The following is a 23,929-nucleotide window of genomic DNA, read 5'->3' on the forward strand; positions in this document are numbered from 1 at the left end:
GCACCGGGTGACCGACTACTCGTCGTTCATCCTCAAGATTCGCATCGATGAGCGGCGCAATGTGCTGGTTGGTTCGATCGAGCACGCTGCGACGAAAGAGTCGCTGCGATTCCGCGAGATGGGCCGGATGATGCAGTTCATCTTTGCGCATCTCCCGCCGGCCTCGAACCCGATGATCCCCACGGCTGCGGCCGGCCCGGCCGACGACGGCCAGAGGTGAGTTCGCGGGGCGCGCCGGTCGCCTCGACCTCGCCTCTTCAGCCGCACCTTCCTACCCGGCAACGCCCAGCCGGGCCCGCCGTTGCAACCGCGCAAACGGAGGTGTCGCCATGTGACGGGATGCCGAGCGGCCGCCAGGAGCGCGGCCGCTTCCACCGCCCACTAACCGGCGCGATGGCAAGAGCCCAAGGCAAACAGGAGGGACATCCGTTATGGCGACCCCGACCGAGTCCTTGATCCAGAAGTTGGAAAGCTTCGCCGGCACGCTCTCCGATCCCGAGCGAGAGGTGCTCGGCGAGCTCCTGCTGAACAGCGTCGACAGCAGCAAGACCCCGCAGGACGTTGCCGGCTATCTCCTCGCCTCCGGTCCGTCGTCCCTGCTTGGCGGCGCGATTCTCGGGGCCCAGGCGAGCAACAACACGTTCACGCGGCTGCACCTGCAGACGGCGCCGAACAACATCGTTCTGGTCGCGGCCGGCCCCAGGGCGCGCGGCCAGCTCTAACAGATGGTTTCAAAACCGGCGTTCAGGTGCGATCGCACACCTACAAGCGGGAACTCGCGCCGGTTATGAAACCATGTCTAAGCCCCGCTCCCGGCAATCCCTCCGTCCAGGCGGTCCCGGCAGCAGCGCCCCACGCCTCACTCGGCGCGGAGCGCCGCGACGCCGCCGCGCGGCCGGGCCGGGGGATTGCCGGGGACGCTCGGGCATCGCTGAGTGTGTCTAGCCGGCCATTGGAGGTAGTCGCATGGTAGCGCTGCAGCCCGCACGCAATTCGTCGAGCGCGGCAGCGGAATTGAACCTCGGCGTGCTGCTGCAGCAGCATCCGGAGCTGCAGATCGAGCAGGACGAGTACAACATCAATGTCACGGCGAACTTCGGCCGGACGCTCACGGCGGCGGAGGTCTTCGACCGTTACGCGGCCCATCCCGGCCGCGGTATGCCGGCGCATCTCTACTTTCATGTGCCCCTCTGCTCGTATATCTGCCACTTCTGCAACTATGTGAAGCGGCGCCTGCCCAACGACGGCAAAGCCGATGCAACCCTGGATGAGTGGGTGACGCTGCTGACCGCCGAGTCGCAGGCCTATCTCGATCGGGTCGGCTGGCTGCGAGAGGCGCGGATCGAGTCGTTCTTCATCGGCGGCGGCACCGCGGCGCTGCTGCGGCCGCGGCAGCTCGAACGGCTGATCGCGCACGTGCGCAAGAACTACGCGCTCAGCCCGGACTGCGAGCTGACGCTGGAAGGCAACCCCGACAACTTCCAGTGCGACTACATCCGCGCCGCGCAGGCGATCGGCTTCAACCGCTTCAGCGTGGGTGTGCAGTCGTTCCAGGACGAGGTCACGGGCTTCACCGGCCGCGGCCACGACGGCAGAGCCTCGCTTGCCGCGATCGACCACCTGCTGGAATCGCACCGCCCCTTCAACGTCGACATTATGTTCGGACTGCCGTTTCAGACCGTCGAAAGCGTGGAGAGAGACATCCGCACACTCGTCACCCGGCGCGTGCCGACGATCACGATCTACCGCCTGCGCAACGCCGAGCGGCACAAGATGGGGATCGGCAACCGCGCCCTCTGGAACGTGCCCGCCGTGCGCGACCAGCTGCACGCCGAGCATCGCTTCCCCAGCATCACGACCACGTACGCGATGCGCGAGGCGGCGGTGCGCACCCTCCTGGAGCACGGCTACACGCCCAGCCCTTGCGGCTGGTGGAACGCGCCCGGCACCTATCCGGAGGGCAACATCCCGCGTGTCTCCCGCAACAAGTGGCAGCGCTACGACACGATGATCGCCTTCGGCCCCGGCGCCTACGGCTGGCTGACCGGCGAGACGGCCGAGGTCGTACAAACCCACAACGAGACGGACATCGCCGCCTACGCGAAACGCGTCAAGGCGGGCGACAGCCGCCCGATCGCCTTCGGCCGGCTGCTCAGCGGTCACCAGGCGGCCGGCTCGGCGCTCGGCTTCGCCTTCAAGGCGAACCAGCCGATCCGCCCGGAGCGCTTCCGCCGCCAGTATGGCGTCGAGATCCTCGAACAGGAACCGTACCGCGGCGTGTTCCGGGAGCTGGTGGCGCGCGGCCTGCTCGAGTTTGTTGAGGGCGGCGCCGCGCTAAAGCCGACGCTGAACGGCGAGGCGCTGCATGAAGAGATCATCAGCGTCTACCTGCAGGGCCGCATCGGGCAGTTCGACGAGGCCGTTTGCCGGCGTTAGGGATGAGCGAGGGCTGCATGCCAGGCATCGAGCTGCGGTCGGGCGGTGAACCGTTCCGCTGCGTGTACGATCCGCCCGCGACGCTGGGGAGCCGCGTCTGCTTAATCGTCCAGTCGGGCCAGGCCGGGCCGATCGACGAGCCGACCACAGAGAACCGGCTCTACGAGCGGCTGGGACTGCGTCTGTCACGTCACGGCGCCGGCACGATCCGCTTCGAGATGCAGCACCGCGCGGATCGCCACCTCGCGGCCTCGCCCGCCGAGTTCGCAGAGCGGGTACGGCGTTTGGAGAGTGTGCTGGCGGCGCCTGATCTGCAGCCCCTGCTGCCGCGCACAGTGCTGCTGGGCGCCTCGCTGGGCGCCGACGTCGTGCTGGCGGCGCTGTCTTCGAAGCGAGCGGCAAATATCAGGCTTGCGGGGCTGGTGTTGATCGGCTGCGTCATCGAGGCGCCGGTCCGCCTGCGGGCGCGGGTCGGCGCCGCCGCATTCGTCTACGGCGCAGGCGATTATGTCGCGTACGTAGATGCAGCCGGCAACCAGACCGCGCCCCGGCGCCCCGCGGACTACGCTCCGGCCACGCTCCGACGCCTCGCCGGCGTCGATGCCGCGGCGAAGCTCCACATCCTCGACGGTCTAGGCCACACGCTGGCGCCCTGCGTCGAGATGCAGCGGGCGCCGGACCCTGTCCCGCTGCTCACCCGACTCGTGCTGCGGACGTGCGCGGGGCACGCATCGCCAGACGGCGATCATCGCGTTGGATGGAACGGAGAAACGCCGAATTCGGCTCTGGAGCGCAGCGCATGACCACGACCGCCGCCGCCCGCTTCGACAAGATCGCCGCCAACTTTGCCACCAGCGAGGTGCACAGCAGCAGCCCGACCATGCGGCGGCTGCACGAGTTGATCGCCCTGCCCGAAAGCGCCGCCGTCTGCGACGTCGCCTGCGGCGCGGGTCACCTGGCGCTGTCGTTCTCCGGCCGCGCCGCGCGCATCTGCGGCGTCGACCCGGCGCCGGCAATGCTGGACGCCTTCGCCACGCTGGCGAGCGAGCGCGGTGTCGCCGTCGAATGCATCCAGGCGTATGCAGAACGGATTCCATTGCCAGACGCTTCCTTCGACCTGGTCGTGACGCGCCTCGCCGCACACCATTTCGCCCGCATCGAAGCGGCCGTGGCCGAGATGGCGCGGCTCACTCGGCCGGGCGGCAGCGTGGCCGTGATCGACCTCGAAGGGGACGCGGAGCCGGCGATCGACGCGTTCAATCACCGCTTGGAGCTGCTGCACGACCCGACCCACGTGCGCAGCTATCCCGCTGCGCGCTGGCGGGAGCTGCTCGAGGACGCCGGGCTGCGCGTGGAGGCGCTCGAGCGCCGGCAGCGCGAGAGTCCCGCCGGCGTGCCGAGCAAGCGCTGGTGCGAGATCGCCGGTTCCGGCGCTGCGGCCGAAGCCGCGATCCGCGATCTGCTGGCGGCCGCGGACCCGGCCACACGTGAGGCGCTGGGCATCGAAGCCGATGGGGAAGAATTCCGCATTCCCGTCCGCACCGTGCTGCTCGTGGCGGGAAAGTAGGCAGGAAGGCGTCGAGATGCCGGTGATCGAGATCCACTCGCCCCAGCCGCTGCCCCCGGCGGGCCTGCTGGATGCCCTCTGCGCCGAGGTTACGCGCACATTGGGCATACCGGCCGGCTTCGCCTGGGCCGTCTGGAACGGGCATCCCGCCGGCAGCTTCGCGCGGCCGGAGTGGGCCGCCGGCTCGCAGGCTCCCGTGGTCTTCGTGCGCTGCAAAAACCGCTACACGCAGGCGCAGGTCGGCGCCGTGATGCGCACGATCCAGCGCGTGCTCAGTGGCGGCCTGCACTGTTCAGCCGACGAGATTTACATCGCGGTCCAGCGCGTCGTGCCGCAAGAGCTGCTCGTGCGCGGCGCGATCTGGGAAGGCGATGAGGCGCCGGCAAGTTCAGACGCGGCCGCCGCCGGCGAACCTCCGGGAGTGATCATGCTGCGGCCGATCGGCTTCGTCTCCTCGCCGCGGCGCGACCTGAGCGATGACAACTGGGGCGGCGTGGTCGCCATGATCACGCTCGAGGCCGCCCGCTTCGGCGCCGACGCGCTCGCGGAGCTGGCGGACTTCTCCCACCTGGAGATCGTGTTCTTCATGCACCGCGTGCCCGAGGACGAGATCGAGAGCGGGAAGCGCCACCCACGCGGCCGCGCCGACTGGCCGGAGGCAGGCATCTTCGCGCAGCGCGCCAAGGGCCGCCCGAACCGTATCGGCGTCTCGCGTTGCCGTCTGCTGAGCGTGGAAGAGCGAATGCTGCGCGTACAGGGGCTCGACGCGGTGGACGGCACGCCGGTGCTGGATATCAAGCCGTACATGGCCGAATTCGGGCCGTTGGGCGAGGTGCATCAGCCGGCCTGGGCCACGGAGCTGATGCAGGACTACTACGACACGCACCCGGCCCCCGCCGGCAGGCACGAGGAGTAATGCGATGTTCATTCCCTTCCAGTACAACGCCGGGCAGATCCTGGCCGTGCTGCCGCGGGGCGAGGTGCAGTTCCTGCGGGTCGAGGCGCGGCCGCTGATTGACGCCGTCAACGCGGGCAACGTGCCGCCGCTGCAAGCGGACTTTTCGGCGTTCCTGGTGCGCGACCCGCTGGTGGAGATGAACGACTTCCACCTGAGCGCCCCGGCGAACGTCTTTCTGGAGATCACCAACCGCTGCAACCTGCGCTGCAAACACTGTTACGCCTGGTCCGGCGTGGCCCGCGCCAACGAGATGCCGACGGAGCAGATCCTGCGCGTGCTCGACGACCTGGACGAAATGGGTACGCTCGGCATCTTCCTGACGGGCGGCGAGGTCTTCTCCCACCGGGACGCCGTGCAGATCATCCAGCACGCCAAGACGAAGGCGTTCGCGGTCGACATCTTCACCAATGGCCTGCTGATCACCGAGGAGAAGCTGGCGCAACTGCCGCGCGGCACCTCGTTCGCGATCAGCTTTGACACCGCCGATCCCGAGCGCACCGTGCGCGGCGGCATGGACTTCCCGAAGCTGCGCCGCTGCTTCGAATGGATGGCGAAGTACGGGCACGTCGTACGCACCGCCATCTCCGTGCACCGCAACAACATCCACGACGCGCTCGACATCTACCGCTGGTGCCTGGAGAACGGCTACCCGCGGCCGCAGTGGCTGGAGACACACCCGCTCGGCCGGGCGTTGCTGCACCCCGATATTTTGCTGCAGCCCGAGCAGGTCGATGAAGTGTTCGCGGTCTACAAGCAGTGCATGGAGCTCTACGCCACGCCCGCCGACGCGCAGGCGGTGATCGGGCCGTCTGACCGCAAGGGCATGCTCAACGTCGATACGGTGCGCTTCACCGTGGAGCTGGAGCGCGCCACGGGACAGGAGAAGTGCGCCCGCTCCGTGGCCTATATCAACGCCGCGGGCGAGGTGTACCCCTGCACCAACTGCCAGAGCGCCGTCATGTACCGCGGCGGCAACCTGCGAGAGCGCTCCTTCAAGGAGATCTGGGACACGGGCTTCCGCGACTTCCGCACGATCCACTTCAGCGACTTCAAGGACTGCAACACCTGCCCGGTCGCCGCGGCCGACGTCTGGTGCCAGTTCCGCTGCCCGCCGGTGGCGATGAACCTGACGCGCAACCCGCTGGGCTGCGGCGCGACGGAGTACATGAAGCTGTTCATGCTCAAGGCGCACCGCTACTGGCAGGAGTTCCAGCGGTCGGGGAAGAAGCTCGCGCTGAACGCGCCCGCGTGACCGGCTGGACAGACCAAAGCCGCCCCTTGCGCGAGGGCTCGCGCAAGGGGCGGCTTTCCTCGTACCGCGTTGTCTGGTACCCGCTTGGGCGTGTGCCGCGGTGGGCGACGGCCGGAACCTCAGCGAATTTCGAACGAGCGGGCGCCGGCCTCCAGCGCGCTGCCGCCGCGCAATTCTATGGCGAAGCCACCGAGCGAACCCGGCGTCAGAAAATTCGTGCGGATTGCCGAAGCCACGACCGCTTCGGCGAAGACCCCGCCGGCGTAGCCCTGCGTCTCCCCCTGTTCGAAGCTGCGCTCCAGCAGCATGCCGAGCACCACCTGCTCGCCCGGTGTCAGGGCCTGGCAGAAGCCGCGCAGCTTCTCCTTCAGTGTGACGACATCTTCCGCCGTTGCCGGGGACGCCTGCTCGTTGCTCACCCTGCTTCTCCCTTGTTGATCGGTTCGCCCGGACAAGTGTCTTGCCGCGGGCCGTCGCTCTGCGGCGGAACCGGCTCCGCCGAGATCGCCTGCAATGAATGCGCCGGGCAGCCGGCGCGTTGCCGGCGGTGCACCTCGCTGCGATACCAGCCCGGCCGGGCGCCGGGCGTGTTGCGCGGCAGAATCGATCGCGTATATGCCGACCAGTCCGCCTCGCTCAACGCCGCAAACCCTTCGCACACAGACCCGCTGCCGAGGTTCTCTTCCGCGTACGCCGCCTTCGGCAGCGGCTGCAGTTGATACAGGGGTTGTGCCCGGCGAAAGCAGATCGGGGTGTCGGTTTTGCGCAGGCGGAGGTTCGAGGCGACCGGCCCAAACCACCAGTCTGTCTCGATAATCCCCTCAAGGACTTCGAAGCCCGGATCCTGCGGCAGGTTCGCCGGCCGGCGAACGAGCAGCGACCAGCCCGGCCGCGTCTTCGCCAGCACGCCGGTGGAAACCATGACGATGCCCGGTTCGCCGCGGGGCGCGTGCATGAAGTAGACCGGGCGTGGCAGCACATCGGCCACCGGCGCGTTCAAGTTCCACAGCCCGGTGAATCCCGGCAGATCGGCCGCCTCCAGCAGTTGCCAGTCGCGGGCGCCCGCGCCGCGCCAGCGGACAGTCGTGCCGTCCCACAGCAGATCGAAATCGATCGGCGGAAAGACGTGCCAGCCGAACGAGGAGGCGGCGCGAAACGGCTCGCAGTAGTGATAGGCGCGGGCGGGCATCGAGCCGCCGAGTCCCGCGTCGGCGCGCACCGGCTTCGGCGCCGCGGGAAATAGCTTGTACAGCGTAACCAGCGGCTCAACGGCCATCGGCAGCCATCCGCTTGCAGGATTGCGCGATCGACCTGTTTCCGTCACGAAAGGCAACGGATGTCGCGAGGATCATCACCTGAAGCAGATCGCTTCACAAGCGCTTTTGTGGCGCATGCAACCGATTGTGACCGAGTTGTCCCCGCTGCGGCGCCGAGCCCGATGCGCTATGATCGCCCGCGGTCATGGATCTCGGGCCTTCGCCATGGTCCGGCGACGACCCGCGCGATTGGAGTGCAGACAATGCCTGCTTTGAGCACGAATGGCGCCGATCTCTACTACGAGACACACGGCAGCGGGCCGGCGATCGTCTTTGCCCACGGCGCCGGCGGCAACCATCTTTCCTGGTTCCAGCAGGTGCCGTATTTCCGCGAGCGCTACACTTGCGTAACGTTCGACCACCGAGGCTTCGGCCGCTCGGCCGATCCGCGTCCGCCGGAGGAGCGGCCCCGCTTCGATGAAGATCTGGCGGCGCTGATCGACCACCTGCGGCTGCCGGAGGTCCGCCTCGTGGCGCAGTCGATGGGCGGCTGGACCTGCCTCGGCTACGCGGCGACACACCCCGAGCGCGTGCGGGCGCTGGTGATGGCCGACACCGCCGGCGGCCTGACCTCACCGGAGTTAGACGAGGCTCGGGCTGCTGCCCAGGCGAAGCGCGGCGATTTAGCCCTGCTGGGCGGGGCGCTCAGCCAGGGCTTCCGCCGCCGCGATCCCGCCGGCGCCTTCCTCTACGAGCAGATCTTCGCGCTCAACCCGCCGCGCGAGCAGACACTGGGGCGGGCCTCGCAGCTGAACCGGCTGCCGGTAACGGCGGAGCAGGCCGCCGCTATGAGGCTGCCGGTGCTGTTCATCGAGGGCGCCGACGACGTGCTCATCCCGCCGGACGTGATCCGCGTGGCGCAGCAGATCGTTCCCGGCGCCCGGCTTGAGCTGGTGGCCGACGCCGGCCACTCGGTCTACTTCGAGCGGCCCGACCAGTTCAACCGCCTGCTCGAAGGCTTCCTGAGCGAGGTTGCCGCTCCGGCTGCGGCGCGCGCCTGACGCGCTGCCACCCAGCCCGTCTTCAATCGGCGGAAGACGCCGGTCGTCGGCGCTCGCCGCTCTGAATTGATGGGCACGGGCCGTTCATGCCGTGGGAGAAGCGCCGATGCGCTGCAGGTCCTGTGCGACCGAGATCGGCCCGGGATAGATCTCGGCCATGCCGGCGGTGAATGCGGCCAGGAGGGGGCCGTCGTTCGGCACGGACGGAATCACGTGCGAGAGCACGAGCCGCTTCACGCCCGCATCGCGCGCCAGCGTCGCAACCGCCAGCGTCGGCGCGTGGTAGCTCGGCACGTCCTCCAGCAGCGCCGCCACACGCCCGTTGCCGGACGCCTTGAGCACGGCAATGTTCTGCTCCAGCATGCCGAGGTTCAGCGCCTCGCAGACGAGCAGATCCACACCCTCGGCGGCATGGCGCAGCGTAGCGCAGGCCGTGGTATCGCCGGAGAAGACCACGCTCGCGCCGGCCGCGCGCACCCGGTAGCCAAGCGCCGGCACGACGGGGCGGTGGTCGACCTCGAAGCTCTCAAGCTGCAGGCCGGCGAGTGAGGCGACCAGCGCCGGATCCGCTGTGGCCGGCACCTCGTGTACCTCGCAGCGGATGCCGTCACGCGAGAGCTTCTCGCCATGGTGGGCGAAGCGGTAGCCGATGTCGCGGTCGAGCGCCGCAAGGAAGCCGTCGATCATCGCCCGTGTGCCCTCCGGCCCGTAGACCGTGAGTGGCCGGGTGGCGCCTCCCGTCCAGCGCGTGATCAGGAAATCGGGCACGTCGGTGATGTGGTCGGAGTGCATGTGCGTGAAGCAGGCGGCGTCGATACTGGCCGGCGGCACGCGGGCCGCGAGCAACCGCCGCGCAACGCCCCAGCCGCAGTCGAGCAGCACCCGCGTCTCGTCGCAGAGCAGCACCTGGCCGGCGCCGCAGCGCACCCGGCTCGGCAAGGGGCTGCCTGTGCCGAGGAAGACGATCTCCAACGCCTCGGTCATCGCGGAACACCTCGCGGCCGCCAGGCGGCGTGCAGCAGCGTACGCCGAGTGCGCCGATCGCGTCCAGCGAGCCGCGCTCAGCGATAGACGTCGTCGTGGCTGCCAATGTCGATCAGGGTGATCTGCTGTTCGTCCACCAGGAGGATCAGAACGATGCGGTATGCATAGGTGACTCGCACGGCGTGGTACTGGCTCAAGGATCCGCCGAGGGCGTGCAGTTGAAGCCGAGGCTGATGCGGATCGCTCTCGAGATCGCGCAAAACGCGGGCGACTCGATCTTGAAGCCCGGGATGACGACTCGTGAATCGGCGCAGGGATCGTCGAAAGCGGGGCGTAGGCACGAGCGTGTACGCCACTCGCTACTCATCAAGCCCGAACTCGGCGATGAGTTCTTCGGCCGTCATCGGCCGCGCCAAGCCGGCCTTCACCTCGGCCATCGACTCCTTGATCCGCGCGAAACCGGCTTCCTCCTCTGCATCGATCAGGTCGCGGTAGCGCACCTCGTCCATGATCACGTAGCTCGGGCTGTCGTTCTTGATCACGTGCACCGGGCCGCACTTCAGCAGTTCGTCCACCGCCGAGATGCCTCGCCGCTTGATCTCACGCGCCGGAATAGTATTCATTTCGGTACTCCATTCAGTGCTGTACGGCCATTCTAGCAGCGAAACGCTCCGCGTCACAGCACCGCTGGATGCAGCGTGCTACAGTCCGGGCATCTTCACGAGCGTCCCAGTTGTCAGCTTCGAGGGAGGCAACCGATGACCAGCCAGAGCACCAGGCCCGTTCCATCCACGCTCGCCGCCGAGCGCCAGGCGTTCTACCAGGATCTCGAGTCGTTCAGCATGGGGCCGCTCTGGGCGGTGCTGGGCGAGGCGCTCACACCCGAGCCGCGTGTCAGGTCGGTCCCCTGTCTCTGGCGCTACGCCGACGTGCGCCCGCGTGTGCTGCGCGCCGGCGAGCTCGTTTCCGCCGCCGAGGCAGAGCGCCGCGTGCTGATGCTGCTCAACCCCGGCCTGGAAGGGAAACCCGCGGCCACCGCCACGCTTTACGCCGGCATTCAGCTGATCCTGCCCGGCGAGATCGCGCGCACCCATCACCACACGCCCGCCGCGATCCGCTTCATCATCGAGGGCGAGGGCGGTTACACGGCCGTCAGCGGCGAAAAAGGGCCGATGGCGAAGGGCGACTTCCTCACCACGCCCAACTGGACCTGGCACGACCACGGCAACGAGGGCGGCGACCCCGTGATCTGGCTCGACGGCCTGGATATCCCGCTCGTCACGAACCTGGACGCGATCTTCTATGAGGAGTTCGGCGAGGAGCGCCAGCCGATCACGAAGCCGCCCGACGACGCGCTGCATCGCTGGGGCGCCAACCTGCGGCCGACCTGGCAATCAGCGCCCGGCCCCTACTCACCCATCCTCAACTACACCTGGGCGGCCTCGCGCGCGGCCCTGCACACGTTGCGCGAGGCCGAGGCCAGTCCCTTCGACGGCGTAATCATGGAGTATCAGAACCCGAACACGGGTGGGCCGGTGCTGCCGACGATGGCGGCCTACCTGCAACTGCTGCGTCGCGGCGAGCACACGCAGGCGCACCGCCACGTGGCGAGCACCGTCTACCACGTCGCGGAGGGCGGCGGCTGGAGCGTGATTGCGGGCCGGTGCTTCGAGTGGAGCGAGGGCGACACCTTCGTGGTGCCCGCCTGGGCCTGGCACGAGCACGCCAGCGCCGGCGGCGAGGCGGTGCTCTTCTCCTTCAGCGACCGGCCGGTCTTGCAAGCCTTCGCGCTCGATCGCGAGGAGCGGCACACGCAGGGGCGCCAGAGTTAAGCGACGGCCCGCTTCCGCGCGACAAAGGATGCGTAGCCGGTGCGACCTGCCCGCACCAGGGCTCGCCACATACTGAACGGCTCGCGCTGCCGCTCCAGTTCGGCCGCGCCGTAGGCCGCGGCGAAGGCGCCCTCCCAGGCTTGCTGGTCGGGCGGGTCTACCTGCGGGCGAGCGGAAAGGATCGTCGTGCGGTCTTCGGCGAGCAGCACGTCGAAGCCGCTCTCGTCAAGCAGCCGCACGTACTCGCTCAGGCGCAGGAGCGCGGGGAAGCTCCAGACCCGAGCGAGCTCGGCGCGCTCCTCCGGCGTGAGCTCGGCGCGCGCCACCCAGTCGCTGAAGGCGAAGAGGCCGAGCGGACGCAGCACGCGTGCCACCTCGCGCACGACGGCGGGCTTGTCCATGTGGCACATGGCGTCCTGGCTCCAGGCGACGTCGCAGCTCGCGGCGACGAGGGGCAGCGCCTCGGTGCGGGCAAGCAGCAGCGGTGTGCGGGCCGTCAGACCCTCGGCCGCGGCCGTCGCACGGGAGGCGGCGTGCATGCGCGGATTGGCGTCGATACACAGCACCATGGCGAGGAAACGCCGCGCAAGGTAGCGTGCCGGCCCGCCCAGCGCCGAGGCGATCTCCAGGATGCGGCCGCCGCCTGTGTAGCCGTACGCCTCCAGCCGCTGCGCCTGGGCCACGGTGGCATCCTCGCTGCCGGCGTGCAGGTGCAGCCCGGCGCCGCGCAACGACCAGGCGATACTCGGCGCGTCGTAGAAGTCGTTGACCGCGCGCAGCTCGGACGCCATTTCTTCCGAAGCCATGCGCGCCTCCGCGGGAATCGCTTCGCCGGCCCGTCTGCCGATTGTACACGCGGTGTCGGCGCCGCGCGGCCCGGCGCACGGCAGAAGCGCGTCAGATCGAGAGCGACGGGCCAAGCTCGTGTAAACGCCGCCGCCGCAGCTTCCAATCCGGCAGCACACGCTCCACTGCGGCCCAGAACGTCGGCGCATGGCTGCGCACATGCAGATGCGCCAGTTCGTGCACCACCACGTAGCCGATGAGTTCCGGCGGCGCCAGCGCCAGCCGCCAGTTGAAACGCAGCACGCCCGTGGCGCTGCAACTGCCCCAGCGCCGTCGCTGCGTCCGCACCAGCACGGCGGCCGGCGTCGCCCCAACAAGCGGCGCCCAACGTTCCACGGCGCGGCCGATCTCATCCGTAGCGCAATCCCGATACCAGCGCTCCAGGGCGCCGACAATCGCCGCCCGCCGCACCTCGCCGGCCAGCGCCGCAGGAACGCGCAGGAGAAACTGGCCACCTTCGACGGCGACCTGGACACGCCGCGCCGGAGCCGCTTCGACCAGCAACGACAGTCGGCGGCCGAGGTAGAGCAGCGTCTCACCGCTTTCGAAGCGGCGGGGCGGACTCGGCGGCACGCTGGCGGTGTCGAGCCGGCGCAGGATCCAGCCGGCGCGGCGCAAGACCAGAGCCTGAATTTCCGTCGCGGGAACACGCAGCGGCGCCGCCACGCGCACGCCGGAGTCTGGATCAAGTGTGATCGTCAGCGTACGCCGCCGCCGAGCACTGCGCGTGACGAGATAGCGGATCGTGCGATCATCGCGCCGTACTTCGCCGGCCTCAGGCTGCGCGGAGCGCTGGGAGCGCTTCACCGTATTTCCACGCTCTCACAACGTGATCGGCCGGCACGATGCGTTATGCTGACGCGCAGGGCCGGAGTCCAGTGTCGCGGGCGCCGGCCTTTGCGTTCCAGAGCGAGATTTCCATAAGCGCTTGAATGGAGCCCCGCCGTGCCCCAAGCCGCCCGCAGGCGCGCCCTGCCGTTGTTTGTCGTGCTCATCGCTCTCGTGGTGGCCGGCGCCGGCCGCCGGCCGCCGGCTGCCCGTGCCGCGGCGCGGCAGGTCGTGATTGTCGCGCTCGAGCCGAGTGGACCGGCGCCGGGAACGTGGTCCTGCCTGCCCGAGAATCCGAGCTGCGCGCGCCATGACCAGTGGTGGGAGGAGTCGTTGTTGCAGGCGCCCGCCCCGGCCGGCACGGCGGTCGAGTTCTCACCGCTCGGCGCGGGCTTCAACGCCGACCCACGGCTGGCCGAGGCGGTGCTCTGGGTGTGGAGCTGGCCCGACGGCCGCCAGCTCCTGCGCGGCGCCGCCGCGCATGGAGTCAGCGCCGGCTTCGCCGGCTTCGCTCCGAGCTCGGGCGCTCAGCAGGCGGTGGCCCGCTATGATGCGCGAACCCGGTCCATCGAAGTCGATGCGATCTTCGCCGGCGCGCCGAGCTGGCTGCTGGGCGACGTGCTGGCGCATGAGTTGACGCACGCGGCGCAGGATAGCGCCGGTCGGCGTCTGAACACCTCGGCCGCGGGTTGCGTCTCCACGGAGCTGCCGGCCCGCCGCGCGGAGGTCGCCTACGCCGGCTACCTGCTGGCGCGGCTGGGTACGCCGCCCGCGGAGGCGGCCGCGACCCTGCCGCAAGCGGGACTCGAGCTCTATCGCATGGTGCAGGGACTGCTTGAGAGCAGCGACCTGCCCGGCCTCGTCGCCCGGCTCTGCGCGGCGCAGCCCAGCTGACGTCGCGGCCGGCCCGCGATCCGCTCCACGGCAAGCCACGCGCCGCCTCGATTGGCGCCCGCGCACGGCGCAAACCTATACTGAGAGCGGAGATCCACGCCGCTCAAGCGGCAACGGAGCAGGAGACCGGCATGTGCGACTTCGAATCCGCGACCATGCCCGACGTCGGCGCCCTGATCGACGCCGAGGGCAAGGCGGCGCTGCACGAGCTGCACGAGGCCATCAATGCAGCGATCGCATCCGGCAGCGCGCCCGAGGCGACGATCGATCGGCTGCGCGGCCCCTTCGCCGACTTTCTCAAGCGGGATGGCTGGCTGCCCGCGCCCTGCCGCGTGCCGATTCCCGGTAAGGCCGCCAGCTACGCGCTGCTGCGCTCCAAAGACCCAGAGTACGTGCTCTTCAGCATGGTTCTGCCCGCGGGCGAGAGCACAAAGGTGCACAACCACCTGGCATGGGGCCTGATCGGACTCTGGCAGGGAACGCAGTTCGAGGTGCAATACCGCCGCGTGGACGACGGCGCCAATCCTGACTACGCCGAGCTGCAAGAAACCGAGCGCCGGCGCCTGGATCGGGGCGAGATCACGCGCCTGCTGCCGCCGGTTGATGACATTCACATCATCAGCACGCTGTCGGATACGCCCTCGATTTCGATTCACCTGCTCGGCAACGACCTGGGCAAGATCCGTCGCCAGCTCTTCTACCCCGAGGAGAAGCGTGCCGAGACATTTATTTCGGGTTACGATAACGTCGGCGGCATCGCCGGCGCCGACGCGGCCGGTGTCGGCGCCCGACGCTGACGCACACGCTGCCGCGGGCGACACCGATACCGGCCACCATGTAGGCTTGCGATGATTCCCATCCGAATCCTCAACTGGCTGCGGACGCTCGGCCGACGGCGAGCGGCGCCCGTGACGGCACCATCGCCGCCGATGCCCGATCAGCGCGCCCTGGCGGAGGTGACGGCGGCGGCGCAGGCCGAAGGCGAGCAGATCATTGCCCGGGCGCGGCATGACGCCGCCGCGCTCCGCGAGCGCGGGCTTGAAGAAGAGCAGGCGCACCGCGAGAACCTGGCGGAGACAACACAACGGCTGGAAGAACGCCAGCAGCGCATCGCGGCACGCGCCGCGGCGCTGGACGAACGTGAGGCCGCGCTGCGCCGGCACGCAGACGACCGCAAAGCGGTCGAGGCCATGCTGGCAGAGCTGAGCGAGCAGCGGGTGGAGGCCTTGCAACGGCAAGCCGGTGTCACACTCGTGCAGGCGAAGGATCAGGCGCTGGCCGCGATCGAGCAGGAGTTGCGCGAGGACAATGAGCGCCGGCTGCGGGCCGGCGAGACGGCGATGACCGCGGACGCCGAACGCCGCGCCCGCGGCGCGATCGCCGCGTCCATCCAGCGGCTGGACCCGCCGGAGGTTCCCGACCCGGCTGCCGATCCGTTGCACGCCGCCTCGGACGACGCGCGGCAGAAGTTGCTGGCCCGCGACGGCCATACGCTACGCGCCATCGAAGCCGCCACCGGCTGTGAACTGGCGATCGAAGACGTGCCCGGCGCGGTGCCGGCGATCTCGCTCGCCGGATTCGACCCGGTTAAGCGCGAGATCGCGCGTACGGCGCTGACCTGGCTGATCCGTGACGGCGCCATGAACCCCGGCAAGGTCGAAGCGATCATTCAACGCGCCCAGCGTGACGTCGCCGCCAGCATCGAGCGGGCAGGAGTGATCGCCGCCACCGAGGCGGCCTGCAAGGATCTGCCCGACGAGGTGCTGAAGACGCTTGGCCGGCTGCGCTATCGCACCAGCTATGGCCAGAACCAGTTGCAACATGCGATCGAAACCTCGCGCATCGGCGCCATGCTGGCGTTCGAACTCGGCGCGGATGTTTACATTCTGCGGCGCAGCGCCCTGCTGCACGACCTGGGGAAGGCGATCGACCGCGACACCGAGGGCACGCACGCCATGCTGGGCGCCGACATCTGTCGCCGTGCCGGTATGCCGGAGGCGATCGTGCACTGCATCGCGGCGCACCACGAGGAGATCGAGCCGGAGACGTTTGAAGCGCGGCTGACGATCGTGGCCGACGCGATCAGCGGCGGCCGCCCCGGCGCCCGGCGCGAGTCGCTCGAGCGCTACCTCGCGCGGCTCGCAGCGCTGGAAGACGTGGCGCACAGCTTCGCCGGCGTCGAGCGCGCCTTCGCCATCCAGGCGGGACGCGAGCTGCGCATTCTGGTCAAACCTGAGCAGATCGACGACGTAGGCGCGGCGCGCCTGGCCCGCGCTGTGAGCGACACGATCCAGGAGAAGCTGGAATATCCCGGCCAGATCCGGGTGACCGTGGTGCGTGAGACGCGCGCCGTGGATTACGCCCGCTAGCGCCGGGCGCTCAGGTGGGCTGGCCCGCCTCCGGCGGCCGCCCCAGCGACGGCGTGCCACCCTCACCCTCGCGCGGCTCGAGGCCCGGCAGCCGCGCCACGGTGTCGTGTCCGCGGGCGCAGGTCAGCGGGTCATCACGGCGCCGCTCGGGTCGCCAGCGCTCGAACGTCTCACTGCAGGTCGTGCAGCGAAAGAGATACACCGGCATCGCCGCCTCCTGCGCGTACTGTGCGCCAAAGTGTACCCCTTAGTCCAGCAACCGGCGCAACTTAGCGCCGTCGTGGTGAGCGCGGGCCGGCCGCGCCCGCTCGCCCGCGCAGCCGATGGCGGGCCACATAGACCAGCGGCGCCTGCCCGCGACGCCGCCGTGGAGCCGAAGGTCGCTGCTCCGCGTCTGGCTCGTCGGCCGGCGGCGCCTCTTCCTCCTCGGCTTCATCGAGATCGATGCGGTGCAGATGCTCCGTGCCGCCCAGCAGATCGACGTACAGCAGGCCGTTGGTGTGATCGATCTCGTGCTCCAGCGCCTGGGCCAGCAGATCGTCGGCGGCGCGGATGCGCACGCGGCGGCCCTGCCGGTCGAGCCCCTTCACCGTCACCTTCACCGAGCGGAAGAGGTCTCCGCGGTAGCCGGGGATCGAGAGGCAGCCTTCCTCGATCCAGCGCTGGCCTGTGGTACGCACCACTTCAGGGTTGATCAGGGCGAATGCGGGCACCTCCGGCACTTCGATCACGACCAGGCGCAGAGCGATGCCGATCTGCGGCGCCGCGAGCCCGACGCCCGGCGCGTCGCGCATCGTCTCGATCATGTCGTCGATCAGCCGCTGCAGCGAACCGTCGATGCACTCGATTCGCTCGCCGGGCTGCCGCAGCACGTCGTCGCCGGGCTCGCCCAAGATGCGGATCGGTCGGATCGCCATCCTCGTTTCGCCTCCGCCGCCACGCCCTCTGTTGCACCATGCTAGCAATGGAATATACCCCGGTCCAGAAACGGTGTGGCAACGTTCGCCGGCAGTCGCACGGCGAGCTGCCGCGCTTGACAGCCATCGACGCGCTGCCTAGCCTGAGCGCTGGCCGAGGCTGTGCCGGCCCAAGGGGAAGACGATGCCGACAATCGATCGCGGCGGCGTGAAGATCTACTACGAAGCGGAGGGCGAGGGCTATCCGGTGTTGTTCACCCACGGGTATTCGGCGACCGCGCAGATGTGGCAGCCGCAGCGCGAGGCGCTCGGCAGCCGCTACCGCTTCATCACCTGGGACATGCGCGGACACGGCCGCACGGACAGCCCGGCGCAGCTCGACGCCTACAGCGAGGCCGAGACGGTGGCCGACATCGCCGCGATCCTGGACGCGGAGGGCGCCGAGCAGGCGGTGATCGGCGGCCTGTCGCTGGGCGGCTACATGACGCTCGGCTTCTGGCAGGCGCACCCCCAACGCTGCCGCGCCCTGGTGCTCTGCGACACGGGGCCGGGGTACCGCAACCCCACGGCACGCGAGCAATGGAATGAAACCGCCGAACAACGCGCCGTCGCCCTCGAGACGCGGGGCTTCGAGGCGCTGGGGCGCAGCCCGGAGGTCGCGCAGACGGCGGCCGGCCACCGCACGCCACAGGGGCTGGCAAACGCGGCGCGCGGCATGCTCAAACAGTTCGACGCACGCGTGATCGAGGGGCTGCCGCAGATCAGCGTGCCGACGCTGATAATCGTCGGCGAGAACGACCGGCCCTATCTGGCCGGCACGGACTACATGGCGGCCAAGATTCCCGGCGCACGCAAGGTGGTGATCGCCAACGCCGGCCACGCCTCGAACATCGACCAGCCAGCGGCCTTCAACGACGCCCTGCTCGGCTTCCTCAGCGAGGTCGGCATACCTAGCAGGGCCAAAACGGGTGCGTAGCGGCGGGGGGCGACGGTCTAGACGGCGCGGCGGCGCGGGCCGTGCAGCGCCAGCTTCAGGGCCTGCTTCACGCTGCAAAACTGCTCGTGCGGCAGGCGATCGATGTCGGCGAGCAGGGCGCGCCACTCGGGGTCGGACTCGATACGGCTGAGCGGGCGCTGCGGCGCCGGCGGCAGCATACCCGCCTTCTCCGCAACGAACTCAACCGGCAGGCGGAAGCAGCGGGCCACACCGACCACCGCCTCGCGGTCGGGCAGCGACTTGCGGTGCCGCCAAACGCTGACTGTGCTGGCGTTGACGTTGGCATAGACGGCGAGCTGCGCCGGCCGCATGGCGCGCGCTTCCAGCTCATCGTTGACGAACTCCGCCCACACGTCGAGGCGGCGGCGGCGCTCTGCTTCGGTCATCCGTCCGCCCGTACGGGGCGACCGCGCCGACGGCTCAGCCATCTCGGCCATGCCGTCCGCTTCGAGAGCGCATTCGAGCACCTGCTGCACGCTGGCACCTCCCATCGATCGCGGCAAGACGGCCTGGCCGCGGCCGTTCCGTATTGCCCGTCTGCATAGATGAACGCGGCGCCGGGCCCGATCGGGCTGCTGCCGTGCACCCATTTTCTGATGCAAACGTTCACTGCCGGTGTTGTCAGACGCACGGCTGAAGAGTGAAGTGTGCAACACGGCGGCGCAATCTGCAAGCTCTGTCGCACCGTACTTGCAGAAATATGGCAGAGTATCGTGTCAGGAGATCAGCTACGCTGTCTCCATGACCGCAGCCTCCGCACGTGAGCCGCTCTGGCGTCGCTTCCCTGCGGCACACCAGATTTTGCGCGCGCGGCTGATGGACGAGATCTTCCCGCTCGCGCCCGGCATCGCGGCCTGGGTCGAGGCGGACTCCGGAGGCGGTCTGCTGGTATCCGTGGGCTGGCCGGACGCCCCCTTCGCCTGTCAGGAGCGCTTCTCGGCCGAGGAACTGCAACAGACCTACGGTCGCTGGGCGCAGTGGGCGCGCGGCTGCGCCCTGCTGCTCGCCGAGCGCCCGCCCGCCTGACTCCGCGCGGCGTTGCTAGGCGCTTAGAAGTGACGGTGTGTCTCCACAGAGCCCGCCCAGCGCCTCACGCGAGCAGGTGCCGGCCGGCCCACGGCAGGCGCCCGTCGCAGACTGCTTGCTCCGGCAGCCCCATCGGGTGAAACCAGGCAGCGGCGAGCCGTTCTACCAGCGATCGCCGCGCGAGCCGCTGTAGCTCGACTGCCGTGGCTGCGAACGGAAGCAGTCCGAGCAGTATACGGGCTTATCGAGTCGCGGCTCGAAGGGCACACGCGCCTCGTTGCCGCAGGAGGCGCAGACGGCGGTAAACATCTCGCGACGCGGCTCCGACGAGTAGCCGCCGCCCTCGTATCCCTCGCCCTGCGAGCGTGAGGCGCGGCGCGCGGCGCGACAGCTCGCGCAGCGGCGCGGCTCGTTCGTGAACCCCTTGGTCGCGTGGAACTCCTGTTCACCCGCTGTGAAGACGAAGGACGTGCCGCAGTCAGCACAGGTGAGCGTCTTGTCTGCGAAGGGCACTCGACGGCCTCCAGCCACGTTTTCGGTCAATCTTCGGCCATCGAGCGTCCGGCAGGGGCAGGGCTTCCCCTTCGGCGGGCGGATGCGACGCCGATACCGCGCGGTATCATAGCACAGCGGATCAAGGTTGCAAATCCGTTGCTCCGCGCTCAGTCTTCGCGCTGGAGAAATCGGCGGATTCGCTCTTTGTAGGGTTCTTTGTCGTAGGTCGCAAACAGTGTGCTGTAATTGCGAACCGGATCGCCGAAGAAGAAGCGTTCATACAGCACCTGGCGAGAGCCGAACGAACTGACCGCCGCATCCCAGGCCAACCGGAACAGCCGTACACGCTCACGCCCACCCGCATTCGCCGCCTGGTAGAAGCGCTCGATGTCTCCGCCGATCGGGCTTTCCAGATCCGCCTCGCTCGGCGTCGCCATCAGGCCGCTGGCGCCCAGCAGTTGCAGGATCTCGATCATGCGCGGGTACATCTTCGGAAAAACGTTGCGCGCGATGTCCAGCGGCGCCCGCGCCGGGCAGAGCACGCCCCACTCATCCAGGGCGGCGTCGGACTCGCCGGCGCGCAGGCAGGCGCGCATCGTCTCCAGATAGGTGATGATCTCGGCGACCTTCTCCTGCACGTGCTGGAAGCCGTCCACGCCGATCGTTTCCACCATCAGGCTGGCCAGGCCCAGGATGAACTCGGCCTTAGCGACGTTCTTGGTCACCACCTGGTGCATCATGTGCACGATCGCGTTCGTACGGCCGTAAGCGCCGTTGCACTTCTCCACGTCGCCCAGCAGGAAGACACGCTCCCAGGGCACGTGCACATCGTCAAAGATGACCACGCAGTCCATCTCCTCGAAACGCGCCGCCAGCGGCTGGTCGAACACCGGCCGGCCGAGATCGAAGCTGTCGCGGCAGATGAAGCGCAGCCCCGGCGCGTCGCAGGGCACCGCGAGGGCGAAGGCGTAGGGCCGGTCCTCCGGCTGACCCTTGAGCACGGTCGACGGGAAGACGGCGAGCTCGTCCGACAGCGGCGCCAGTGTGGCCAGCATGCGAGCGCCGCGCACGACGATGCCCGCGTCGTCCTCTTTGATCACCGCGGCGGTCAGATGTGGATCGGCCTGAGCGGCGGGGCCGGCGGCGCGGTTCGCCTGGGGGTTGATCAGCGTGTGCGTGAGGCAGAGATCGCGGCCGCGGATCGACTCGTAGTAGCGGCGCACGTTGCCGGCGAAGTCGCGGTCGCCGCCGGCGAAGTAGTCGGCCGCGGCGGCAAAGGCCATGAAACTGCTGTTGAGATAATCGGGTGTGCGCCCCATCATGCCGCCGGTGTCCGCCGCCCAGCGGTACATCATGCGGCGGCGGTGCAAAAGCTCGTCCTGTGTGTGCGGAATGAGGAAGGAGGCGCCGCAGCGTTCGCCGGAGGTACGTTCGACGTAGGTCATCTCGTCGCGTAACGCCGGGTCGTGCTGCATGTCGTAGAGGCGCGCCAGCGAGCGAGCGCCGTTGCGGAAGGCGGGATGCACCGTGACATCCTCAACCCGCTCGCCGCCGATCCAGACGTCGCGTCCCGTCGCCTTCAGGCCAGCGAGGTAATCCGCGCCCGTGCGTGCGCCCATCTTGCCCGGCTCCTCGGGCCGCTTTCACGGCAGCCGCCCCGCCATTCACCGTAGAACCGCCGCATGCGTGCTCGCAAGGAGCTGACAGCTACGGGCAGGGCGGTCACTCGTGCGGGGGAAGGGAGGGGGGTAGAGTGAGAACGAAGCGGCCGCAGGCCCGCACCCCGAGGAGCGAACCGCATGACCGACGCTGCCCGCCACCGCGCCTTCGACCCGGAGGCGATGGCCCCGAACGACGCCTACCAGCTGATCAACGCGGTGGTCGTGCCGCGGCCGATCGGCTGGGTATCGACGCTTAGCGACCAGGGCGTGGCCAACATCGCGCCGCACAGCTACTTCAACGTGCTCTCGGCCGACCCGCCGACGGTGTTCTTCTCCAGCAGCGGCGTCAAAGACTCGCTGCGCAACGCCCGCTTCACCGGCGACTTCGTGGTCAACGTGGTGAGCGAAGAGCTGGCCGAGGCAATGAACCTCACCTCGGCCGACTTTCCCCCTGGCGAGAGCGAGTTCGCGGCTGCTGGCCTGACCGCCGTGGCCTCGGACCTGGTGCGGGCGCCGCGCCTGCTCGAGGCGCCGGCCAGCCTTGAGTGCCGCGTGACGCAGATCATCGAGGTTGGCCGCGGCCCGAATCACGTCGTGATCGGCGAGGTACTGCGCTTTCATGTGGCCGAGTCGGTGCTGGTCAACGGCCGCGTCGATGCCTCGCGCTTCCGTCCGGTGGGCCGGCTCAGCGGCTCCGGCTACGTCTACTCGCGTGAGTTCGTGCAGATGCCCCGCCCGACCTACGCGGGCCTGGTCGAAGCCGGCACCGTGCGCCCGGCGAAGTAGGCGACGATGCGGCGACAGGCTGGCCGGCGTGGGCGGAGCGAGGGGCACATTGCAGACACACCGTGGTTCGCGGCCGCTCCAGCCCGAACAGGAACTCGATGAGCAGCGGCCGGCCACTCCCGGCCGAAGGCGCGAACGAACGATGGAACAGGCCTGGTTCGCCGCGGGCGCCCTGCTGCTGGCGCTGGGCGTGGCCGCCGGAGCCTTCGCGGCCCACACGCTCAAGCAACGCCTCTCCGCCGACGACCTGGAGGTCTGGCAGACGGCGGCACGTTACCACATCTACCACGGGCTGGGGCTGCTGGCCGTGGCCTACGCGGCGCAGCGTTGGGGCGGAGGCTGGAGCACGGCGGCGGGCTGGCTGTTTTGCGCCGGGATCGTGCTCTTCTCCGGCAGCCTCTACGTGCTCTCGCTCTCCGGCCTGAAGTGGCTGGGCGCGGTGACGCCGTTGGGCGGCCTGGCGTTCATCTCCGGCTGGGTCTGCCTCGCGGTCGCCGCCTGGCGAGGGTCGTGACCGGGCTCGCTACATCGCTTCGGAGCCGAGCGCGCCGCCGCCGCGGCTAAGACGGCTTCGCCGCACGCTCGGCCCGGCGCCTGGCCGTGTCGATGCCGCGCAGCACCAGTTCCTTGCGCGGCACCGGCACCCAGCCCTCCGGGCTGTTGTAGTAGCGGCAGCCGGTGGTGAACTCTTCCGGCTCGCGATCGCCGTACTCCACGTCGACGCCGTCCACGCGCACGGTCGGGCTGCCGAAGCAGCGCAGCGCCTTCGCCTGCTCATAGTCGCCCACGCTCACGATCTGCGGATCGCCGGCGATGCCGGCCTCGGCCATCGCGGCCCGCACGGCGTCCAGCGTGGCGTCGCGGTGCGCGCAGGATGAGGAAACCTGTACTTCTACCTTCATGCCGCCTTCCAGCGTCGCGCGGTCACGATTTAGTCGGTTTGCGCTGCCCCGAGTATAGCGCCCCCATTGGCAACGGCCCATGTTGACGTATTATTACAGAGCATGGCAGCACGGCGGGTGCGCGCGGCGGTCCGTGGTTCGGCTGGGGTATGGGCGTGGGTGGTGTGGTGAAGGCGAGCCTGGCCGGGCTCGCGCTGCTTTCCGTGCTGTTGCTTGGCTGCCGGGCAGCGAGCCCCCCGGCCTCGTCGATGCTCCCCGTCAGCAGGGAGCACGCGCAGGTGCTCGTGGCGATCGGCGCCTCCGACGCGGTCGGCATCGGCGCCACGAATCCCGACTCGGACAACTGGGTGGCACGCCTGGGCGGCAAGCTGCCCTCCGGCAGTCGCGTGGTGAACCTGGGCATCAGCGGCGCCACCGCGCAACAGGCACTCGAGCAGGAGCTGCCGGTCGCGGCAGACGCCGCGCCGACGCTGGCCGCGGTCTGGCTGGGCGTCAACGACATCGAGCAGAACGTCTCGCTCGATGCCTTCTCCGCCAACCTGAGCGGCGTGCTCAGCGGCCTGCGCCAGACGGGCTCGAAGCTCTACGTCGGCAATCTCCCGGATCTCCGGCTGCTGCCCGCGTTCAACGGCCGTGACCCGGCTGCGCTCGACACGCAGGTCCGTGGCTGGAACGCGGCGATCGGCCGCATCGTGCGAGAGCAGGGCGCCACGCTGGTCGATGTCTACACCGCCTGGGGCGATCTCAAGGATGTGAAGGATCGCGCGGGCCTGGTCAGCGCCGACGGCCTGCATCCGACGAGCGCCGGCTACGGCCGGCTGGCCGATCTCTTCTGGCAAGCGATCGAAAGCGCGAAGTAGCG

Annotated in this window: 30 protein-coding genes; 17 read left to right on the top strand and 13 right to left on the bottom strand. The window is 69.2% G+C overall.

Annotation, left to right across the window (positions count from 1 at the left end):
* Positions 1-7 precede the first annotated feature (7 nt).
* From VKV26_04230 to VKV26_04260, 7 genes are all read left to right on the top strand, one after another.
* Positions 8-220 (top strand): hypothetical protein, encoded by a 213-nt coding sequence (locus VKV26_04230; GenBank protein ID HLZ69098.1) that lies wholly within the window; start codon positions 8-10, stop codon positions 218-220.
* A 211-nt stretch (positions 221-431) separates the two neighbouring features.
* The gene (locus VKV26_04235) at positions 432-722 is read left to right on the top strand and encodes a hypothetical protein (GenBank protein HLZ69099.1); all 291 of its coding nucleotides are present in this window, start codon (positions 432-434) and stop codon (positions 720-722) included.
* Positions 723-966: 244 nt separating this feature from the next.
* Entirely contained in the window at positions 967-2,436 is a 1,470-nt protein-coding gene (locus tag VKV26_04240) for a radical SAM protein (GenBank protein HLZ69100.1), read from the top strand.
* A 17-nt stretch (positions 2,437-2,453) separates the two neighbouring features.
* Positions 2,454-3,239 (top strand): hypothetical protein, encoded by a 786-nt coding sequence (locus tag VKV26_04245; GenBank protein ID HLZ69101.1) that lies wholly within the window; start codon positions 2,454-2,456, stop codon positions 3,237-3,239.
* Positions 3,236-4,003 carry a class I SAM-dependent methyltransferase gene (locus VKV26_04250; GenBank protein HLZ69102.1) on the top strand — a complete coding sequence of 256 codons (768 nt, stop codon included), beginning with the start codon at positions 3,236-3,238 and terminating at the stop codon, positions 4,001-4,003. The genes VKV26_04245 and VKV26_04250 overlap by 4 nt, the downstream gene beginning before the upstream one ends.
* Before the next feature lie 430 nt (positions 4,004-4,433).
* Positions 4,434-4,919: an SAM-dependent methyltransferase gene (locus tag VKV26_04255; protein HLZ69103.1), complete on the top strand. Its 486-nt coding sequence runs from the start codon at positions 4,434-4,436 to the stop codon at positions 4,917-4,919.
* 4 nt (positions 4,920-4,923) lie between these two features.
* Entirely contained in the window at positions 4,924-6,213 is a 1,290-nt protein-coding gene (locus VKV26_04260; protein ID HLZ69104.1) for a radical SAM protein, read from the top strand.
* A 119-nt stretch (positions 6,214-6,332) separates the two neighbouring features.
* Here the strand turns inward: VKV26_04260 and VKV26_04265 are convergent, their stop codons facing one another.
* Both VKV26_04265 and VKV26_04270 read right to left on the bottom strand, forming a co-directional pair.
* Positions 6,333-6,632, bottom strand: coding sequence for a hypothetical protein (locus VKV26_04265; GenBank protein ID HLZ69105.1), 300 nt, complete (start codon positions 6,630-6,632; stop codon positions 6,333-6,335).
* Complete coding sequence (locus tag VKV26_04270; protein HLZ69106.1) at positions 6,629-7,489, bottom strand: DUF6065 family protein; 861 nt, start codon at positions 7,487-7,489, stop codon at positions 6,629-6,631. Before VKV26_04270 ends, VKV26_04265 begins: the two co-directional genes overlap by 4 nt.
* A gap of 243 nt (positions 7,490-7,732) precedes the next feature.
* Between VKV26_04270 and VKV26_04275 the strand changes: the two genes are divergently transcribed.
* Positions 7,733-8,530 (top strand): alpha/beta fold hydrolase, encoded by a 798-nt coding sequence (locus VKV26_04275; GenBank protein HLZ69107.1) that lies wholly within the window; start codon positions 7,733-7,735, stop codon positions 8,528-8,530.
* An 84-nt stretch (positions 8,531-8,614) separates the two neighbouring features.
* Here the strand turns inward: VKV26_04275 and VKV26_04280 are convergent, their stop codons facing one another.
* From VKV26_04280 to VKV26_04290, 3 genes are all read right to left on the bottom strand, one after another.
* A complete protein-coding gene (locus tag VKV26_04280) occupies positions 8,615-9,514 on the bottom strand; it encodes an MBL fold metallo-hydrolase (GenBank protein HLZ69108.1) in 900 nt (299 codons plus the stop codon).
* Positions 9,515-9,591: 77 nt separating this feature from the next.
* On the bottom strand, positions 9,592-9,870 hold the full coding sequence (locus VKV26_04285; GenBank protein ID HLZ69109.1) for a type II toxin-antitoxin system YafQ family toxin: 279 nt from the start codon (positions 9,868-9,870) through the stop codon (positions 9,592-9,594).
* A gap of 3 nt (positions 9,871-9,873) precedes the next feature.
* The gene (locus VKV26_04290; GenBank protein ID HLZ69110.1) at positions 9,874-10,137 is read right to left on the bottom strand and encodes a prevent-host-death protein; all 264 of its coding nucleotides are present in this window, start codon (positions 10,135-10,137) and stop codon (positions 9,874-9,876) included.
* Positions 10,138-10,272: 135 nt separating this feature from the next.
* On the opposite strand from VKV26_04290, the gene VKV26_04295 reads away from it, so the two are divergent.
* Positions 10,273-11,346 (top strand): cupin domain-containing protein, encoded by a 1,074-nt coding sequence (locus VKV26_04295; GenBank protein ID HLZ69111.1) that lies wholly within the window; start codon positions 10,273-10,275, stop codon positions 11,344-11,346.
* Here VKV26_04295 and VKV26_04300 read toward each other — a convergent pair.
* Positions 11,343-12,152 (bottom strand): methyltransferase domain-containing protein, encoded by an 810-nt coding sequence (locus tag VKV26_04300; protein ID HLZ69112.1) that lies wholly within the window; start codon positions 12,150-12,152, stop codon positions 11,343-11,345. The two genes, VKV26_04295 and VKV26_04300, sit on opposite strands and share 4 nt — an antisense overlap.
* Positions 12,153-12,243: 91 nt before the next feature.
* On the bottom strand, positions 12,244-12,999 hold the full coding sequence (locus tag VKV26_04305) for a SprT family zinc-dependent metalloprotease (protein ID HLZ69113.1): 756 nt from the start codon (positions 12,997-12,999) through the stop codon (positions 12,244-12,246).
* 138 nt (positions 13,000-13,137) lie between these two features.
* Between VKV26_04305 and VKV26_04310 the strand changes: the two genes are divergently transcribed.
* The 3 genes from VKV26_04310 to VKV26_04320 all read left to right on the top strand — a co-directional run bounded on the left by VKV26_04310 (position 13,138) and on the right by VKV26_04320 (position 16,283).
* Positions 13,138-13,914 carry a hypothetical protein gene (locus VKV26_04310; protein ID HLZ69114.1) on the top strand — a complete coding sequence of 259 codons (777 nt, stop codon included), beginning with the start codon at positions 13,138-13,140 and terminating at the stop codon, positions 13,912-13,914.
* Between the two features lie 131 nt (positions 13,915-14,045).
* On the top strand, positions 14,046-14,711 hold the full coding sequence (locus VKV26_04315) for a cysteine dioxygenase family protein (GenBank protein ID HLZ69115.1): 666 nt from the start codon (positions 14,046-14,048) through the stop codon (positions 14,709-14,711).
* A 111-nt stretch (positions 14,712-14,822) separates the two neighbouring features.
* Positions 14,823-16,283 carry an Rnase Y domain-containing protein gene (locus tag VKV26_04320; protein ID HLZ69116.1) on the top strand — a complete coding sequence of 487 codons (1,461 nt, stop codon included), beginning with the start codon at positions 14,823-14,825 and terminating at the stop codon, positions 16,281-16,283.
* 10 nt (positions 16,284-16,293) lie between these two features.
* On the opposite strand, the gene VKV26_04325 is transcribed toward VKV26_04320, so the two are convergent.
* Both VKV26_04325 and def read right to left on the bottom strand, forming a co-directional pair.
* Positions 16,294-16,491, bottom strand: coding sequence for a zinc ribbon domain-containing protein (locus tag VKV26_04325; GenBank protein ID HLZ69117.1), 198 nt, complete (start codon positions 16,489-16,491; stop codon positions 16,294-16,296).
* A gap of 61 nt (positions 16,492-16,552) precedes the next feature.
* On the bottom strand, positions 16,553-17,200 hold the full coding sequence (def, locus tag VKV26_04330) for a peptide deformylase (protein ID HLZ69118.1): 648 nt from the start codon (positions 17,198-17,200) through the stop codon (positions 16,553-16,555).
* Between the two features lie 184 nt (positions 17,201-17,384).
* Here def and VKV26_04335 point away from each other — a divergent pair, with 184 nt between their 5' ends.
* Positions 17,385-18,176, top strand: a complete 792-nt coding sequence (locus VKV26_04335) for an alpha/beta fold hydrolase (GenBank protein HLZ69119.1) — start codon at positions 17,385-17,387, stop codon at positions 18,174-18,176.
* A 17-nt stretch (positions 18,177-18,193) separates the two neighbouring features.
* Here VKV26_04335 and VKV26_04340 read toward each other — a convergent pair whose 3' ends face one another.
* Positions 18,194-18,673: a hypothetical protein gene (locus VKV26_04340; GenBank protein ID HLZ69120.1), complete on the bottom strand. Its 480-nt coding sequence runs from the start codon at positions 18,671-18,673 to the stop codon at positions 18,194-18,196.
* Positions 18,674-18,938: 265 nt separating this feature from the next.
* Here VKV26_04340 and VKV26_04345 point away from each other — a divergent pair, with 265 nt between their 5' ends.
* Complete coding sequence (locus tag VKV26_04345) at positions 18,939-19,223, top strand: hypothetical protein (GenBank protein HLZ69121.1); 285 nt, start codon at positions 18,939-18,941, stop codon at positions 19,221-19,223.
* A 162-nt stretch (positions 19,224-19,385) separates the two neighbouring features.
* Here the strand turns inward: VKV26_04345 and VKV26_04350 are convergent, their stop codons facing one another.
* Together VKV26_04350 and hpaB are read right to left on the bottom strand one after the other, a co-directional pair.
* The gene (locus VKV26_04350) at positions 19,386-19,736 is read right to left on the bottom strand and encodes a zinc-ribbon domain containing protein (GenBank protein ID HLZ69122.1); all 351 of its coding nucleotides are present in this window, start codon (positions 19,734-19,736) and stop codon (positions 19,386-19,388) included.
* Positions 19,737-19,885: 149 nt separating this feature from the next.
* Entirely contained in the window at positions 19,886-21,337 is a 1,452-nt protein-coding gene (gene hpaB / locus VKV26_04355) for a 4-hydroxyphenylacetate 3-monooxygenase, oxygenase component (protein HLZ69123.1), read from the bottom strand.
* A 180-nt stretch (positions 21,338-21,517) separates the two neighbouring features.
* On the opposite strand from hpaB, the gene VKV26_04360 reads away from it, so the two are divergent.
* Both VKV26_04360 and VKV26_04365 read left to right on the top strand, forming a co-directional pair.
* On the top strand, positions 21,518-22,165 hold the full coding sequence (locus VKV26_04360; GenBank protein HLZ69124.1) for a flavin reductase family protein: 648 nt from the start codon (positions 21,518-21,520) through the stop codon (positions 22,163-22,165).
* Between the two features lie 142 nt (positions 22,166-22,307).
* Positions 22,308-22,679 carry a DUF423 domain-containing protein gene (locus tag VKV26_04365; GenBank protein ID HLZ69125.1) on the top strand — a complete coding sequence of 124 codons (372 nt, stop codon included), beginning with the start codon at positions 22,308-22,310 and terminating at the stop codon, positions 22,677-22,679.
* A 46-nt stretch (positions 22,680-22,725) separates the two neighbouring features.
* On the opposite strand, the gene VKV26_04370 is transcribed toward VKV26_04365, so the two are convergent.
* Positions 22,726-23,067, bottom strand: a complete 342-nt coding sequence (locus tag VKV26_04370; protein HLZ69126.1) for a thioredoxin family protein — start codon at positions 23,065-23,067, stop codon at positions 22,726-22,728.
* A 149-nt stretch (positions 23,068-23,216) separates the two neighbouring features.
* On the opposite strand from VKV26_04370, the gene VKV26_04375 reads away from it, so the two are divergent.
* Positions 23,217-23,927 carry a GDSL-type esterase/lipase family protein gene (locus VKV26_04375; protein ID HLZ69127.1) on the top strand — a complete coding sequence of 237 codons (711 nt, stop codon included), beginning with the start codon at positions 23,217-23,219 and terminating at the stop codon, positions 23,925-23,927.
* Positions 23,928-23,929 lie beyond the last annotated feature (2 nt).

This window comes from Dehalococcoidia bacterium, from assembly GCA_035310145.1.
Lineage (GTDB): Bacteria > Chloroflexota > Dehalococcoidia > CAUJGQ01 > CAUJGQ01 > CALFMN01.